Genomic DNA, 14,766 nt, shown 5'->3' on the forward strand with positions numbered 1-14,766 from the left:
CGGTATACACAGAACGCCCTAGGGTCGGGCGTTCATGCAAGGTGCGCAGCGCGCACCGCGAAGCTGACGACACACATGAGCCGCCACGGAGCCCTTCACCTGACAGGCAAAGATGCCCCGAGCGAGAAGTCTCAGCTGGCGTACAGGTAAGCCTCGACATCCATCCCGGCATCTCGCATCTGCGCCAGCTTGTATCGCAGGGTGCGCGGGCTGATACCCAGGCGTTCAGCGGCCTCCTTACGGCGGCCGCGCTCGGCACGCAGGGTGTCGATGATGACCTGAAACTCACGACGGCGAAGGTCTTCGCCCAACGCGCCGGAATCCACCGCAGCCGCCGGCTCGGCTGGCTGCACCACTGGCGGCGCGACGTTTGGTACGACTGCCAGGCGCGGCACGGCGCTCTGCACCGTCTGACCTATGGGGGCGTGCAGGCAGAGATCCTGCGCCTGTATCACCCCACCCTGCTGCAGGATCAAGGCTCGCTGAATGGCGTTGTCCAGCTCACGCACGTTGCCCGGCCACTGATGCTGCACCAGGCTCTGCGCAGCCGACTCGGACAGACGCACCGGCATCTGATTCATTTTTTTGACGTGCTTGGCCAGCAGCCGCTCGGCAAGCGGCAGAATGTCGGCAGGCCGCTCACGCAACGGCCGCCAGGCCAAGGGGAAGACCGACAGTCGATAATAGAGGTCCTCGCGGAAGCGCCCTGCGGCAACCTCGCTAGCCAAGTCACGGTTGCTGGTGGCCAGCACGCGAATATCCAGGTTGATTGGCTTGCGCGCCCCGACCCGTTCCACCTCACGCTCCTGCAGCACACGCAGCAACTTGGCCTGCAGCCCCAGCGGCATTTCGGAAATCTCGTCGAGGAGGATGGTCCCGCCATCGGCCAACTCGAACTTGCCCGGCTGAGCGGTGACCGCACCGGTGAACGCGCCCTTCTCATGCCCGAACAACGTGGCCTCAAGCATGTTGTCGGGAATCGCCGCACAGTTGATGGCGATGAAAGGCCCAGAGGCGCGCGGCGACTGCTGATGGATATAACGCGCCAGCACCTCCTTACCGGTCCCCGACTCACCCGTGATCATCACCGTCGAATCACTCTGCGCCACGCGTGACGCCAACTCCAGCAACTGCACGCTGGCCGGCTCAAGCGCCACCGGACCATCGCGATCCCCCGCCGTCAATTTACCGAGAGCGTGCTTGGCCACCAGCTCCAGCAGCGTGCGCGGCTCGAACGGCTTGACCAGATAATCAGCGGCGCCCTGACGGATGGCATCTACCGCCCTCTCTACCGCGCCGAAAGCCGTCATCAGCAATACCGGCAGTTGCGGATAACAACTACGGATCTGCGCCAGCAGTTGATGACCATCCATACCCGGCATGTTGACGTCGCTGACCACCAGCCCGAACGGCTCTTCGGTCAACGCGACCAAGGCCGCCTCGGCGCAATCGACGGCTCGATAATCATGTCCGCCCAGGCACAGGGTATCGGCCAGGGCTTCGCGCAGCGCGCGATCGTCTTCAACCAGCAGGACTTTGGCAGCCATGGGTTACTCCTGATTCGAGTGAGACGCCGCATCAAGCAGCGGTAGAGAAACGATGGCGCAGGTACCACGACCCGCACGCGATTGCAGCAGCAGCTGGCCCTGGTGGGCGCGTGCCACAGCCTTGACCACGGCCAGGCCGAGGCCGGTTCCGGTAGTCTTGGTGGTAAAGAACGGCTCACCCAGGCGCGCCAGGGTTTCCTGACTCATGCCGGGCCCGTTGTCACTGACGCACAGGCGCAACTGGTTGTCGCGGCGGTACAGATGGACCTTCAGACGCGCATCGCGCCCGGCCGCTTGTATGGCGTTGTCGATCAGGTTAAGCACGGTGCCGACCAACGTATCGCGATTGCACAGCAGTTCGCCGTCACGCACATCGCACTGCCAGCGTACGGCCATATCACCCACATGGGCATCGGCAGCAGCACGCAGCGCGTCGAACAAGACAGGCGGCGACAGACGATCCGGCAACGGCAGCTCGCCACGGGCAAAGATCAGCATGTCGCGCACCTGGTTTTCCAGCTCGTGCAAACGCTCCTTCAAACGCCCAGCGAAACGCTGCTGCTGTTCGGCCGGCAGCACCTGTTCATTGAGGTGGCTTGCGTAGAGCAACGCAGCGGAAAGCGGTGTACGGATCTGATGGGCCAGGGAGGCGACCATGCGCCCCAGCGCCGATAGGCGCTCATGGCGAGAAAGCTGATCCTGCAGGCGACGGGTTTCCGTCAGGTCGGTCAGCAGCACAAGCTGCCCCGGCTCCCCGTGCAGGGAACGCGTGGCGATAGATAGACGGCGGCCGTCGCGCATGGAAATTTCATGACCATCGTCTTCGCGCGGGGCGAAGTTGCGTGCGATCACCTGACGCCAGAGCATGCCCACCAGGGGCTGGCCGAGAAGCGCACGCGCCACGGGGTTGGCCTCGCGCACGACACCCTGACCGTCGATGACGATCACACCGCCAGGCAGCAGGTCCAGCAGGCTTTGCAGGCGATGGGCCAGGCGTTCCTTCTCCGCCAGTTCCTGCATGCGCTGTGCACTGACCAGCGCCAGTTGCCCCTTCAGCTCATTGACCCGCGCCTCAAGCAGGCTGTAGGACTCGCTGAGCTGATTGGACATCTGATTGAACAGGGCAAAGGCCTGCTCCAGTCCCGCGCGGCTGGCTTGTTCGAGCGGTGCGGAGCCGTTTGGCTCTGCTGACTCGGTAGGACGAAGGTTGGCTTCCATCTGCTTCTCTCGTACGACGTACCGTCAGAAGACGGTCAGATACAAGAGCTTTAGCAATCCTCGTGCCTACTTTTTTGTTCTTATTTATCAATCACTTGAAAAAACAAAGCCGGAGCTTGCGTCAAAGCTCCGGCTTTCTTTGTGCTGTTTGACGCGAGGCTGCTGGATCAATCCTCGTCCTGGCCATCCTCTTCGCGGCGGCTCATGCCGTACTTACGCATCTTCTCGACCAGCGTGGTACGGCGAATACGCAGGCGCTCAGCAGCGCGCGCCACCACACCACCGGCATCATCCAGCGCTTGCTGAATCAGTCCCTGCTCCAGGTTACCGAGGTAGTCCTTCAGATCCAGCCCCTCCGGCGGCAGCATGGCTGGCGTATCGAGGCCCGGTAGACCTGCCATGATCGCAGCGCGCTCTTCCATTTCATCGCGCAAGCTGGCTGCAAGCTGCTCATCCTCGTCATCGACATGACGAAATTTCTTCGGCAACTCGCCCACCCCGATCACGCCGTATGGATGCATGATCGCCATGCGCTCTACCAGGTTGGCTAGCTCACGCACGTTGCCTGCCCAATCATGGCGGCACAGCGACATGATGGCAGCTGAGTTGAAACGAATAGAGCCGCGCTTCTCGTGCTCCATCCGTGAAATCAGCTCGTTCATCAGCAGCGGGATATCTTCGATGCGCTCGCGCAGCGGCGCCATCTCGATGGGGAAGACGTTGAGGCGGTAATACAAGTCCTCACGGAAACTGCCGTCCTCGATCATCCTCTCCAGGTTCTTGTGGGTGGCGGCGATGATGCGCACATCAGCGGTCTGCGTCTTGTTGCTACCGACACGCTCGAAGGTGCGCTCCTGCAGCACGCGCAACAGCTTGACCTGCATCGGCAGAGGCATGTCACCGATCTCATCGAGGAACAGCGTACCGCCATTGGCCAGTTCGAAGCGCCCTGCCCGGCTAGTGATAGCGCCGGTGAAGGCGCCCTTCTCATGACCGAACAGCTCGCTCTCCAGCAACTCGGCCGGAATCGCGCCGCAGTTGACCGGCACGAACGGCGCCTCACGGCGCTTGGAGTGGTAGTGCAGATTACGCGCTACCACTTCCTTGCCGGTTCCGGACTCTCCAAGGATCAACACGCTGGCCTCGGTGTCGGCGACCTGCTGCATCATCTGCCGCACCTGTTGAATGGCGCGACTGGTGCCCACCAGACTGCGGAACAGGTTGGGCTCGCGCTGCCGCCCACGATCACGAGCCTGGTCGTACATCTCGCGATAGACCTGAGCACGATGCAGCGAATCGAGCAGCTTGTTATAGCTGAGCGGAGTCTCCAGGCTGGCCAATACACGCCTGCGCAAATCCTCCGGCCACTCGACGATACTGGAGTCGCCGACCGTCAATAACGGCAGGAACTCATCCCAGCCAGCAATCTGCTTGGTCAGCTCGAGCGCCCCACCCTTGGCCTCGACATCGCCCAGCAAGACGCTGAGCACTTCGCGACTGGAAGCGAGTTCGGCCACGGCGTTGCGCCAGTCTTGGCTGGTACAGGCCAGATACTCTTCCCCGAGAAAACTCAGAATGATCGCCAACTCGTGGCGGCGCGCAGCATTGTCATCGATCAACAGGATTTTGGTTTCACGCCACATCTTGTGCTTGTCTGACCCGAGAGGTGAGAGAAATCGCACGCCAGATCTTCGACGCGCGCCGGCAATTAGCCACTAGTAAAGTCAAAAAATTGAAGCCAGTCAATTTTATGGCGTAACTTTTTCGCCCGCCAACGGAATTAGCTAAGCAGCTGTTTGCAGAGCCGGGTAGTGGTAGCCGATAAAAAAGCAGGAGTAGCGCAAGCGCAGAGAGGGACAACCGAGCCGAACCTACTGGTTAAACTCGGTAAACATCAGGTTATCAGCCGAAAAGCTGATAAACCTTGGCGCCCTGGCGGGATTGATTGAGCTGCACCAATTCACCAGCCAGACGCTGCTGCTCGGCCTGACAAACGGTCACCAACTCACGGTACAGTGACAGCAGATTTTCCAGGCCACTGCGCAGCTCTTCTTCGTCATCGCTATCGACCATAGCCGCATCGACTACCATGCGGCACTGCAGATCGAGCTCGCCGATCGCGGCCCAGTCCTGTTTGGCCAGAGCATCGCGCAGGGCCGAACCGGTCGCTTGCAAACGCTGAACGGATGAACTCATTCGCTTCTCCTTCGATGCTCGCTACTGAGCGATGGCATCCCAACCCTGTTTGACGTTACGAAGCAGCACTGAAACCTCTTCGAGAAGCTCCGGCTCGTTGCTCACATTGGCCTCGGTCAAACGGGCGATCATGTATTCGTACAGGCTATCGAGGTTACCGGCCAGCTCGCCACCTTGCTGGTGGTCGAGACTCTCGCGCAGTCCCGCGACGATGGCAATACTCTTGCCGATCAACTCGCCTTTCAGCGCTGTTTGCCCGCGCTCCATGGCACCACGTGCCTGAGCGATACGAGACAGACCGCCCTCCATCAACATCTGGATCAGTCGATGAGGGCTGGCCTCTGCGGCCTGCGCTTGGTTGTTGACGCTCTGATACTGCTTGAGGGCCGCCATTGCGTTCATAGTCGCTCTCGCTCTACCGATGGGCTGATACTTCGGTATCGGCCCTGAGGCTCAAAGCTTTAACGATTTTGTCGCTGAAACAGCTAAGCCAGAAGCACTCAATCAGCCAGCAGGTGCCGGTTCGACCTCAGGGCCGATGGCATCCCAGGCGCTTTTGATATCACCCAGCAGCGCCTGAACCTCTTCGAGGGTACGTGGCGTGTCGTCCAAAGCGACACCCGCCAAACGACGCGTCATATAGTCGTAAAGCGCATCCAGGTTCTCGGCGATTTCACCGCCCAGCTCCTTGTCCAGAGCCGCCTGCAACACACCCAGAATGGTGATGGTGCTACCCACGGCCATGCCACGAATCTCGGTATCACCCTCGGCCTGCGCCTGTTTGGCCAGCATCACGCGCTGCAATGCACCTTCGAGTAACAGCTGCACCGTGCGATAAGGCGATACCTCTTGGCTGGTCTTGACCTGCTTGTAGGCATCGATGGGGTTCTTGCTCATGAATTACTTATCCTTTCTGACGAAGCCAGGCAGATTGGCGAGCATGCCGCTCAAGCTTTCACTGGTGCGAGAAAGCTGTCCTACCAGAGAATCCATTGCGTTGTACTGGGCATAAAGTCGGGTTTGCAGGCTTTCGACACGCTTGTTCAGGCTTTCGCGCTGAGAGTCAACGCTCTTCAAGGTATCGCGCAGGGCACTGTCACGCTGCTTCAATACACCATCGGTCGCCACATAGCCGGATACAAAGCCAGAAAGACGCCCCATCAAGCCGTCACTGCCCGTGAGATAGCTACCCACTTGATCGAAATTGGTCTCAAGCGCCTTGGTCAGCGTGGCATCGTCGAGAGACAACTTGCCATCCTTGCCCGTTGTAATGCCCAGATCCGCCAGCGCCCGAACGCCACTCTCTCCACCGCCGGTCATCTTGACGATTTCGTTACGCAAACCGGCGAGCACGCTGCGCACCGTGGAGTCGCCAACCAGAGGGCCTGCTACAGGCTTGGAACCTTCCACCTCAACGACAGCTGTAAGCTGCGCAGACGAGGTGATCAGAGCGTTGTAGGCGTCGACGAACTTCTGCAGATTGCTCTTGACGCTGGACTTGTCGACACCAACGGTTAGATTGATGGTCTTGCCATCGGTCAGATCGGTAGCGCTCTGCGCCGCAACCAGATCAAGCGTAACGCCCTCAAGGGCATCCTCGATCTTGTTGCTGTTGCGGACCAACTGCAGGCCATCGATGGTCAACTTGGCGGACTTGGCTTGAGTGATTACACCGCCCGCGCCACTGTCCGAGCTTGGCTTGAGGAAAGCATCAGCATTGTCAGGATCAGCCTGTGGCGTGAACGCCTGAGTCGTCAGGGCATTGCCGCCGGTCGTTTCACCATCTTCGGTAACCGCTACCCGGATGTCATTGCCTTCGCCAGTCTTGGTCGAGCTCAGCACCAGGCGGGAACCGGAATCATCGGTAATGATGGTGGCACTTATACCGCTGTTTTTCCCGGCTTCGTTTATCGCGTCACGCATGCCAGCAAGCGTGTTGTTAGCTGCGGTGACATCGACACTGATACTGGTACTGCCAGCGGAAATTTCCAGCGTACCGCTGTTGAAAGTAGCCGGGGCGTTACCCACACCCGAGACAGACTGCAGGGCAACCTTGCTGCTGGCAGCCAGTTGCTGAACCTGAACGCTGTATGTGCCTGCAGGCGCAGTTGTGGCAGCAGTAGCCTTGAGCACACTGCTATTGGAGGTGCTGGCAGTGCGCGACTCAAACAGGGAAGGTTTGTTTAGCGCGTCGAGGGCCGTCTTGAAGGAGTTCATCGCCCCCGTGAGGGTGCCGATCGCAGAGATACGGGTAGTGGTCTTCTTCTCGAGATTATCGAGCTGGTTGGTTTTCGGCGCTTTCTCGGCATTAACCAACGCCGTAACAATCTCGTTGATGTTGAGACCCGAACCGATTCCCGTAATACCTGCCATGATCTTGCACCTCGTCAAAAATCCGACTGCACCCTGTCGATTGAAGGATATCAGTCAAAACTCATGCCAAGACGTGTCGTTATGCCTCGGCCTTGAACAAAAGGCTGCGCACTTCTGACAGATTTTCTGCCAACTTCAACGCTTCCTCAGACGGAATCTGGCGAATCACATCGCCCGACCCAGCATCCGTCACCTTGACAACCACACGCCCAGAGCCGTCATCGACGGCAAAATTGATGCTGCGACGAACCGACTGCACGAATTCCTGAATGGTCGCTACCGCATCCTCAACCTGCTCACGACTGACATCCTGAGCAGGTGTGACTACTCGGGTAGAAGCCTGTTCGTCAGTATTTGAAACTGTCGCGATAGTCGAAAGACCTTGCTTCTGCCGAGTTTCGGCAGCATTGGAGACGCCACCATCGCGGACAACCGTGGAATTGACCTGGGGCTTAATTGAGCTGACGTCCATAAATTACTCCTCACAATGAGGTAACGGGGAGAAGAGCCAGGCCCTTCCCCCCGTAGTCTAGCGCCTTTGACCTTAGCCCAGCAGGCTGAGTACGGCCTGCGGCAACTGGTTGGCCTGAGCCAGGATCGCGGTACCGGCTTGCTGCAGGATCTGATTCTTGGTCAGTTCCGAGGTTTCGGCAGCGAAGTCAGTGTCACGAATCCGGCTACGAGCAGCGGAGGAGTTCTCAGCGATGTTCTGCAGGTTCGAGATAGTGTTCTCGAAGCGGTTCTGCACGGCACCAAGCTGAGCACGCTGGCTGTCGATGTTGGAGATCGCACCGTTGATGATACCCAGAGCATCCTGAGCCCCCGTCGCCGTACTGATGTCGATGCTATTCACCGCATCCAGCTCACTGAAGCCGTCAGCACCCAGACCACCGCTCATGCCAGTAACCTGGAAGGCATCGGCTGCTTCGAGCTGTACCTGACCGTCGGCGCGAGCACCGCCACCGGTGGCGATGGTAGCCGCAGTGCCCACATCGTCTGCGCCATCGAAGCTCTTGGCCTGCAGAGTCGCACCACCCGAACCAGCGTAGTTGGTGATCTGGATCGCATCGCCGCGCGAGCTGACCAGTTCGATGGTGTCGCCTTTGTTGACAGCCGAGATACCGGTTTTGCCAGTTTCACGGTTGATGGCGTCAGCCAGCGAGGACAGGTCGGTCAGATCGGTCACCACAGCCGAGACGGTTGCCGCGTCAGTGTCCTTGGACTTGCTGGTGACGCCGGACAGGTTAAACGACACGGTACCCGAGGCAGTGATGCCACCGAGCGTTGCCACGGTACGAGCGTTGGCAGTCACACCGGTCTCATCGCTCTTGGCGTTGATGGCACGAGCCACTTCACTGGCCGAACCACTGGCAGCGCCAGAGATGGCGACGTCACCATCGGATAGTTTGGAGTTGATGTTGAACGAAGCACTGCCGTAAGCGCTGCCCGAGGTAGCGCTGAACGCGGCACCGGAAGCGATGGCCTGAGCCGCCCCACCGGAAGTGGTGACGCGGTTGATACCGATACGATCAGTGGCAGCGGAGCCGATGGAAACACTGATGGTTTCGTAGGCGTTGGCACCAACCTGGAAGCTCTGCGAACCAAAGCTGCCGTCGAGAATCTTGCGACCGCCGAAGCTGGTGGTATCAGAGATACGATTCAGCTCTTGTTGCAGCTGAGCGACTTCACCCTGAAGGGCGGCGCGCTCGATGGCGCCGTTGGAGCCGTTAGCCGATTGCAGGGCCAGGTCACGCATACGCTGCAGGATGCCAGTGGACTGCTGCAGGGCACCTTCAGCGGTTTGCGCCAAGGAGATACCGTCGTTGGCGTTACGGGTCGCTACGCCCAGGCCAGTAATCTGGCTGGTCAGGCGGTTGGCGATCTGCAGACCAGCAGCGTCGTCTTTGGCGCTGTTGATGCGGTAGCCGGTGGACAGACGCTGGAGGGAAGTATCCAGGCCTTTGGACGAGGTGTTCAGGTTACGCTGAGTGTTGAGGGACGCAACGTTAGTGTTGACTGTAAGGGCCATGGTATTGCCTCCAGATGACCTTAGAACCGTTTGTCTGAGCTTGCGAGCTCGGGCCTGCATGCTCAGACGCCCAGAGAGTTCGCATTCGATCTCTTTATCGGCGCTTGCCTAAGGAGCTTTAGAGACAATTTTCAGCTTTTTTTTATTCTTTACAGTCAACCACTTAAACAACAACACACGCCTTTCAGACCTCTTTGACTGAAATCCGTCGAGCACTATTGCAGTGCTCGACGGGTTTTACGGCACATTCAGTCAGGCATCCAGGCCTTGCGCCAAAGCTCAAGGCTCTCACCTTCAAGCATCCAGTCACGATAAACGGCCTCACGTAGGCGATCACCCGCCTGCGCAGCAGCATCCAGATCACTGATATGCATGCGTATGGCGTCGACCCAGTCCCGGAAGCGGTTTTTCACTCGCGTAACAGGAAGGTCTCCGCGATAGCACACAAGATCACTACAGATCACCGGAATGCCGCAGGCGCCATACTCCAACAGGCGCAAGTTGCTCTTGCACTCGTTGAACAGATTGGCCTCCACCGGCGCCAGCGCCAGATCAAGGTCCAGACTCGCGAGCGCAACCGGGTAAGACTCGATATCGACACCTGGGTGAAATTCATTAATGAAGGGCCGGATCGCATCCGGGCACATGCCCATGAACACCCACTCGACCTCTCCCGCCAATTCGCGAACGACATCAACGATCAAGTCCAGGTCACCGGTATGGCTCACCCCACCGGCCCAGCCGACCCGAGGCTTACGCCCTCGCCGACGCTGGCTTTGCAGCCCCTTCCACCATTTCACCGGCAGGCGGTTCTCGATTACACGGATATCGCCATGCAAACCGGAGAACGCCTCTGCCAATGGCTGAGTGGACACCACGAAGCGGTCGACGAACTCCAGGCCGCGACGCAGAGACTTGAGGATATCGCGAGGCATCTGATCCCGATGCACGCTTTTCAGTGGCAGGTTCGGTAGATAGTCGTCCAGCTCGTAGACTTTGAACGCGCGCGAGAAACGCTTGAGACGGCGCATGGCCTCCAGGCGATCATCGCCAATCTGGCGCTGCAACACGACCACGTCCGGGTCGTAACGCTCCAGATCGGTTACCTGCAACAACCCCATGGACAGAGTGCCATCGGCCAGCCCCTGAGACTTCAGCGCAGAGAGCGGCTGGATGACGCGGTAATGACCACAGCCCCAAGGATCGGCCGGGTGGGCCAATACCACCGGTAAAGGCCGCCAACTCAGGGGGCGCCAGGTCAGGGACACGTCGCTTTCCAGATCGAAGCCCCGCCCGTTCAATGCCAGATTGCGGTTGTAAGCACGGTCGTTTGCCAGTTGCGGCAAGTAACGCTCGTAAAGCTGATCTTCTGCCGCAGCGCTGGCCCGCACTTGCTCCGTCTCATGCAGGATGATCGCGTTTGCCGCCCATACAGTCAGATACCCGGCATCGCGCACGCGCAAACAGAGATCCACATCGCGGAAGGCATTCAGCCCGGCATCCATCCCACCAACCTGACGGAACACTTCAGCACGCACCATCAGGCATTGCTCACCGACGGCGCTGTAGTTCTGATCCACCTGCAGACGATGCATATAACCCGCCGCATCCATCGCCTCCCCAGCGAAGGCTGGAGTCGCCGGGCCGTTGACCCCCAACAGCAACCCGGCCTGGGCGATACGCCCGTTCGACGTCAGCAGCTTGCCGCCGACCACACCGACCTCCGGCCTCTGAGCGTGATTGAGCAACTCATCCAGCCAGTCAGCATTGACGACGGCCGCTTCGCCGGAAAGCAGCAGCAGATATTCGCCACGAGCCTGCTCGGCAGCGCGGTTCTGCGCTAGCCCAGCTTCTGCGGGGAACACGCGAACCTTGTCATCACCGAGTAACTCCACCTCGCGCAGCCAAGCGCTGACGTCAGCCCGCGTGCCGCTATCAGCCAGCAACAGCTCGTAATGACCATAGGCCGTCTTTTCCAGCAAGCTGTCGGAGCAGCGCTGCAAGGCGGCCAACGGCACATCCGTGGCGAGAATGATCGACACCAAGGGAGCAGCGCCATGGCCATAGTGCACCCGATAACGTCCCGGCAAGCCGGGCAGCACCTGAGCCTGATAGCCTCGATTACCCAGGTGACGCTCGATCACTCGGCGCTCGTCAGGATTATCACGCAGCGTAGGCGCTTCGGTGATCAACAGCGGTTCATCGATATGCCCCAGCCCAGTCAGGCCTTCTTGTTCGATAAGGCGGGTCAGCAGTTCGAACTCAAAAGCATCGGAGAACGCCGAATCGAAGCCACCAACAGCCAGGAACAGATCGCGACGATACAACCAATGGCGCGCCATCACCATCGGGAAGCTGAGCAACAGATCCAGGTTGAAGCCCGGCAGGAAGGCCCCGCCCAGGCTACCGTCCGGCAGGCGTTGCAGCTGATCGCCATACACCGCGCGGCAGTCGGGGTTACCAGCCAGTTCAAGCCCAGCGACCATCAGACCGCTCTGGGTAAACTCATCTCCGGCACGCGCCAGCATGAACCACTGGCAATCGCTCGCCTCGACCGCGCGGTTGATCTGCTCAACCAAGGGCTCGTCGGTCAATTGCAGGAAATGCAGCTTGTCCGCCGCCGAGGTGGCCGGGACATCGGCCGAGGTGATCACCAAGATGCGCAATGTTGCGTAAAGGCAGCGCTCGCCGAGCAAGCTTTTAAGCGTGACCATCAGTTGATCGGACTGGTCGTCGCTATCGACTACCACCACGCCAATCAACGGCCCTCCCTGGTGATCCTGCAGGTAATCGGCGATCAGACTGTTCTCGGCTGCTGTCGGTAGACGCTCCGCCAGCCAGCCTGGTAGAGCGAAGCCGGACGACTCGCCAGGGCCCGCCCCCAGACTCTCCAGCAGCGCCTGACGATTTCGTCGCAACGTTTCCCGCCCCAAATCGGAATGGCGCGAATACAGCTCACGATAGAGTGCTGGATAGTCCTTGAGCGCTTGCTGGGATCGCCGCTGCGCAGTGGATTGATCCTGACGCATGCGCACTTCCACCGTCTCGCGTTGGATATGGTGAAACTCGCTGCGTGCACACAGACGCATCAGAAAATCCCAATCCTCCAGGCCTGCCAACGACTCGTCGAAGTCACCGACATCAAGAGCGAGCGTACGAGGGCAAGCAAAGGTATTGACTGGAATGTAGTTGTTGACCAGCAGGCGATCTTGCGAGTACTCATCGTGCGGATAACGCTGCTCACGCCCCAGCTCGACCCGGTTGCCATCCTCGACCTTCTCCAGGATGAAGGCCGCATCCGTATACACCACGCGATCCGGATGCGCGTCCAATGCCTCCGCCAACACCTGCAGATGCTCGGGCAAGTACCGGTCGTCATCGTCCAGATAAACGACGTATTGGCCACGAGCCAGGCGTATCGCCGCATTACGAGCAGCTGCAGGCCCCTGGTTACGCCCCTGGCGCACATAGGTGATAGGGAAATCGTAGTTCGCCAGCAACGGCTCGATCACTATGCCATTGTCATTGACCAGGATGGTTTCGAAGTCCCTCAAACTCTGCAGGCCAACGCTAGCCAAGGCGTCCTTGAGCAGCTCAGGGCGGTTGTACGTGGTCAAGATGATGGAAAACAGTGGCTCGTGCCCTGCCCCAGCCAGATGTTCCAGTTCGGCCAGCTCAGACGAGACCTCGAGGCCAAGTGCTCGAGCCCTGTAGCCTGAACGCAAGGCCGCTGAATATTCGCCAAGCGCCTGCAAGGTCTGCGTGACCTTCCAGCGTGCCTGCGCCTGTGCGTTCTGCTCTGCAGCCAACTCGGGATACAGGCGACTCACAGGGTAGCGGGCAAATGCATCGAGCACGACTTGCGCCTCGAATGCCTTGGTCTTAGCACTGGACAGGCTTTCATCGTGCTGACGCCAGTGGCATACGATGGCCTCGACCTTTTTGAAGCAGGCCGAGTCGGCCAGCCGCGTCCACATCTGATAATCGTGACAGCGCCTGAAACTTACATCGTAGCCGCCGTACTTGGCATACAAGGATCGACGTACCGCCGTACCCGGGTTCGGCAGGCAATTGCCCTGTATCAGGATGGGCAGTAACGACTGCCCTTGATAGTCCGGGTAATTGGTCCGGAAAACCTTATCAGGATGTCTAACGTCATCGAATATTTCCAGATCGCCATAGACCACATCAGCATCCGGGTTCTGCACAATGACCCGACGCTGTGCGGCCAATGCACCCCGCGCCTGCCTGTCATCGCTATCGATCCAGACGATGAACTCACCACGTGCCGCGTCGATACCAGTGTTTCGCGCCGCCGCACCGCCGCCATGGTCATTCTGCAGCAGACGAATGCGCGGATCCTGGATCGAGCGGATGATCTCGACGGAACGATCAGTGGAACCATCGTCGACCACGATCAGCTCGAAATCGCCGTGGTCCTGCGCCAGTACAGAGTTGATCGCCTCGCGCACATAGCGCTCACGGTTATAGACAGGCATCACCACACTGAAAAATACATCAGTGCCAGTGGGGGCTGAACTGACAGGAGCTGAAACGGGAAAAGGAACACCGAACCGTCGATGCATCCACTGGCCCACCTGTTCGGCCAATGCCTCCTTACTCTCAGAACGCAGTCCTCGATGGTGACGAATGTCATCAATGAATGCGTCGCGCAGGCCAGAGTAATCTGCCTGGATATTTTTACCCACGAACCGCTGTATAGCGGTAGTTTCACGCTTGGCAAACTCACGCCGCAGGTATAGCGGCTTTTCCAAGCGACGGAATGGTCCATGACCTGCGAGATGGCAGAGCCAGACTAGATCACCACTGATGACAGGCTCGATGCGAAAGTCGATAAACTTACGCCGAATCAATTGATTGATTGCTTCACAACGATCCAATGAGTTCAGTAGCCTGACATAGCGCTCCGAGTTTTCTAGCGGTTCGGCGAAAACATAGTTGCCTCCATTAGAGTACCCAAGCACGGTTCCGCTTTCGTTGATCCATTGGGTATGCCCGTAAACAAGGCTGGCATGCTCATTTGCATCTAGTTCAGCCGACGCCAACTCGAGAAACTCAGGATGAAGCTGATCATGCCCGCCGAGCCACATGAAGTAATCCGAGCTTGTCGCCTCGAGGCAGAAGCGAAAGTTTGCCGCTGAGCCAATATTGGTTTCGTGCCGAAAGTAGACAAATCGGGAGTCAGCCTCACAGAAGGATCGGCAGATATTTCCGGTTTCATCAGTAGATGCATTGTCAGACAGCAGAACCTTGAAATCCCGAAAACGCTGCTCCGCCAAGGAGGTAAGCGTTTGCTCAATATAGAGGCCTTCGTTATATACGGGAACCGTGATCACGATCCGGTGCGAAACAAGAGTAGACATACTATCCCCTCATAAACCT

The 14,766-nt window shown here is 58.9% G+C and carries 10 protein-coding genes; all 10 read right to left on the bottom strand.

Annotated elements, in window-relative coordinates; genetic code table 11:
• Positions 1 to 131 precede the first annotated feature (131 nt).
• The 10 genes from fleR to RTH74_RS21605 all read right to left on the bottom strand — a co-directional run bounded on the left by fleR (position 132) and on the right by RTH74_RS21605 (position 14,747).
• The gene (gene fleR / locus RTH74_RS21560) at positions 132 to 1,547 is read right to left on the bottom strand and encodes a sigma-54-dependent response regulator transcription factor FleR (protein ID WP_316915998.1); all 1,416 of its coding nucleotides are present in this window, start codon (positions 1,545 to 1,547) and stop codon (positions 132 to 134) included.
• Between the two features lie 3 nt (positions 1,548 to 1,550).
• Entirely contained in the window at positions 1,551 to 2,765 is a 1,215-nt protein-coding gene (locus tag RTH74_RS21565; protein WP_316915999.1) for an ATP-binding protein, read from the bottom strand.
• Positions 2,766 to 2,932: 167 nt separating this feature from the next.
• Positions 2,933 to 4,408 (bottom strand): sigma-54 dependent transcriptional regulator, encoded by a 1,476-nt coding sequence (locus RTH74_RS21570; protein WP_316916000.1) that lies wholly within the window; start codon positions 4,406 to 4,408, stop codon positions 2,933 to 2,935.
• Between the two features lie 259 nt (positions 4,409 to 4,667).
• Positions 4,668 to 4,961 (bottom strand): flagellar protein FliT, encoded by a 294-nt coding sequence (gene fliT, locus RTH74_RS21575; protein WP_106734292.1) that lies wholly within the window; start codon positions 4,959 to 4,961, stop codon positions 4,668 to 4,670.
• Between the two features lie 21 nt (positions 4,962 to 4,982).
• Positions 4,983 to 5,363 (bottom strand): flagellar export chaperone FliS, encoded by a 381-nt coding sequence (fliS, locus tag RTH74_RS21580; RefSeq protein WP_316916001.1) that lies wholly within the window; start codon positions 5,361 to 5,363, stop codon positions 4,983 to 4,985.
• A 102-nt stretch (positions 5,364 to 5,465) separates the two neighbouring features.
• Positions 5,466 to 5,858 carry a flagellar export chaperone FliS gene (gene fliS / locus RTH74_RS21585; RefSeq protein ID WP_106734291.1) on the bottom strand — a complete coding sequence of 131 codons (393 nt, stop codon included), beginning with the start codon at positions 5,856 to 5,858 and terminating at the stop codon, positions 5,466 to 5,468.
• 3 nt (positions 5,859 to 5,861) lie between these two features.
• Positions 5,862 to 7,334, bottom strand: a complete 1,473-nt coding sequence (gene fliD, locus RTH74_RS21590) for a flagellar filament capping protein FliD (protein ID WP_316916002.1) — start codon at positions 7,332 to 7,334, stop codon at positions 5,862 to 5,864.
• A 79-nt stretch (positions 7,335 to 7,413) separates the two neighbouring features.
• Entirely contained in the window at positions 7,414 to 7,806 is a 393-nt protein-coding gene (locus tag RTH74_RS21595; protein ID WP_316916003.1) for a flagellar protein FlaG, read from the bottom strand.
• A 72-nt stretch (positions 7,807 to 7,878) separates the two neighbouring features.
• A complete protein-coding gene (locus tag RTH74_RS21600; RefSeq protein ID WP_316916004.1) occupies positions 7,879 to 9,363 on the bottom strand; it encodes a flagellin in 1,485 nt (494 codons plus the stop codon).
• A 248-nt stretch (positions 9,364 to 9,611) separates the two neighbouring features.
• On the bottom strand, positions 9,612 to 14,747 hold the full coding sequence (locus tag RTH74_RS21605; protein ID WP_316916005.1) for a glycosyltransferase: 5,136 nt from the start codon (positions 14,745 to 14,747) through the stop codon (positions 9,612 to 9,614).
• Positions 14,748 to 14,766: the final 19 nt, after the last annotated feature.

Source organism: Pseudomonas sp. zfem001 (assembly GCF_032621725.1).
GTDB classification, from domain to species: Bacteria; Pseudomonadota; Gammaproteobacteria; order Pseudomonadales; family Pseudomonadaceae; genus Aquipseudomonas; species Aquipseudomonas sediminis.

What these genes read in the sequence shown, in the direction of transcription:
- fliT (WP_106734292.1), bottom strand. Translation starts at nt 4,961, where the DNA reads ATGAGTTCATCCGTTCAGCGTTTGCAAGCGACCGGTTCGGCCCTGCGC.
- fleR (WP_316915998.1), bottom strand. Translation starts at nt 1,547, where the DNA reads ATGGCTGCCAAAGTCCTGCTGGTTGAAGACGATCGCGCGCTGCGCGAA.
- RTH74_RS21570 (WP_316916000.1), bottom strand. Translation starts at nt 4,408, where the DNA reads ATGTGGCGTGAAACCAAAATCCTGTTGATCGATGACAATGCTGCGCGC.
- RTH74_RS21600 (WP_316916004.1), bottom strand. Translation starts at nt 9,363, where the DNA reads ATGGCCCTTACAGTCAACACTAACGTTGCGTCCCTCAACACTCAGCGT.
- fliD (WP_316916002.1), bottom strand. Translation starts at nt 7,334, where the DNA reads ATGGCAGGTATTACGGGAATCGGTTCGGGTCTCAACATCAACGAGATT.
- RTH74_RS21605 (WP_316916005.1), bottom strand. Translation starts at nt 14,747, where the DNA reads ATGTCTACTCTTGTTTCGCACCGGATCGTGATCACGGTTCCCGTATAT.
- fliS (WP_106734291.1), bottom strand. Translation starts at nt 5,858, where the DNA reads ATGAGCAAGAACCCCATCGATGCCTACAAGCAGGTCAAGACCAGCCAA.
- RTH74_RS21595 (WP_316916003.1), bottom strand. Translation starts at nt 7,806, where the DNA reads ATGGACGTCAGCTCAATTAAGCCCCAGGTCAATTCCACGGTTGTCCGC.
- fliS (WP_316916001.1), bottom strand. Translation starts at nt 5,363, where the DNA reads ATGAACGCAATGGCGGCCCTCAAGCAGTATCAGAGCGTCAACAACCAA.
- RTH74_RS21565 (WP_316915999.1), bottom strand. Translation starts at nt 2,765, where the DNA reads ATGGAAGCCAACCTTCGTCCTACCGAGTCAGCAGAGCCAAACGGCTCC.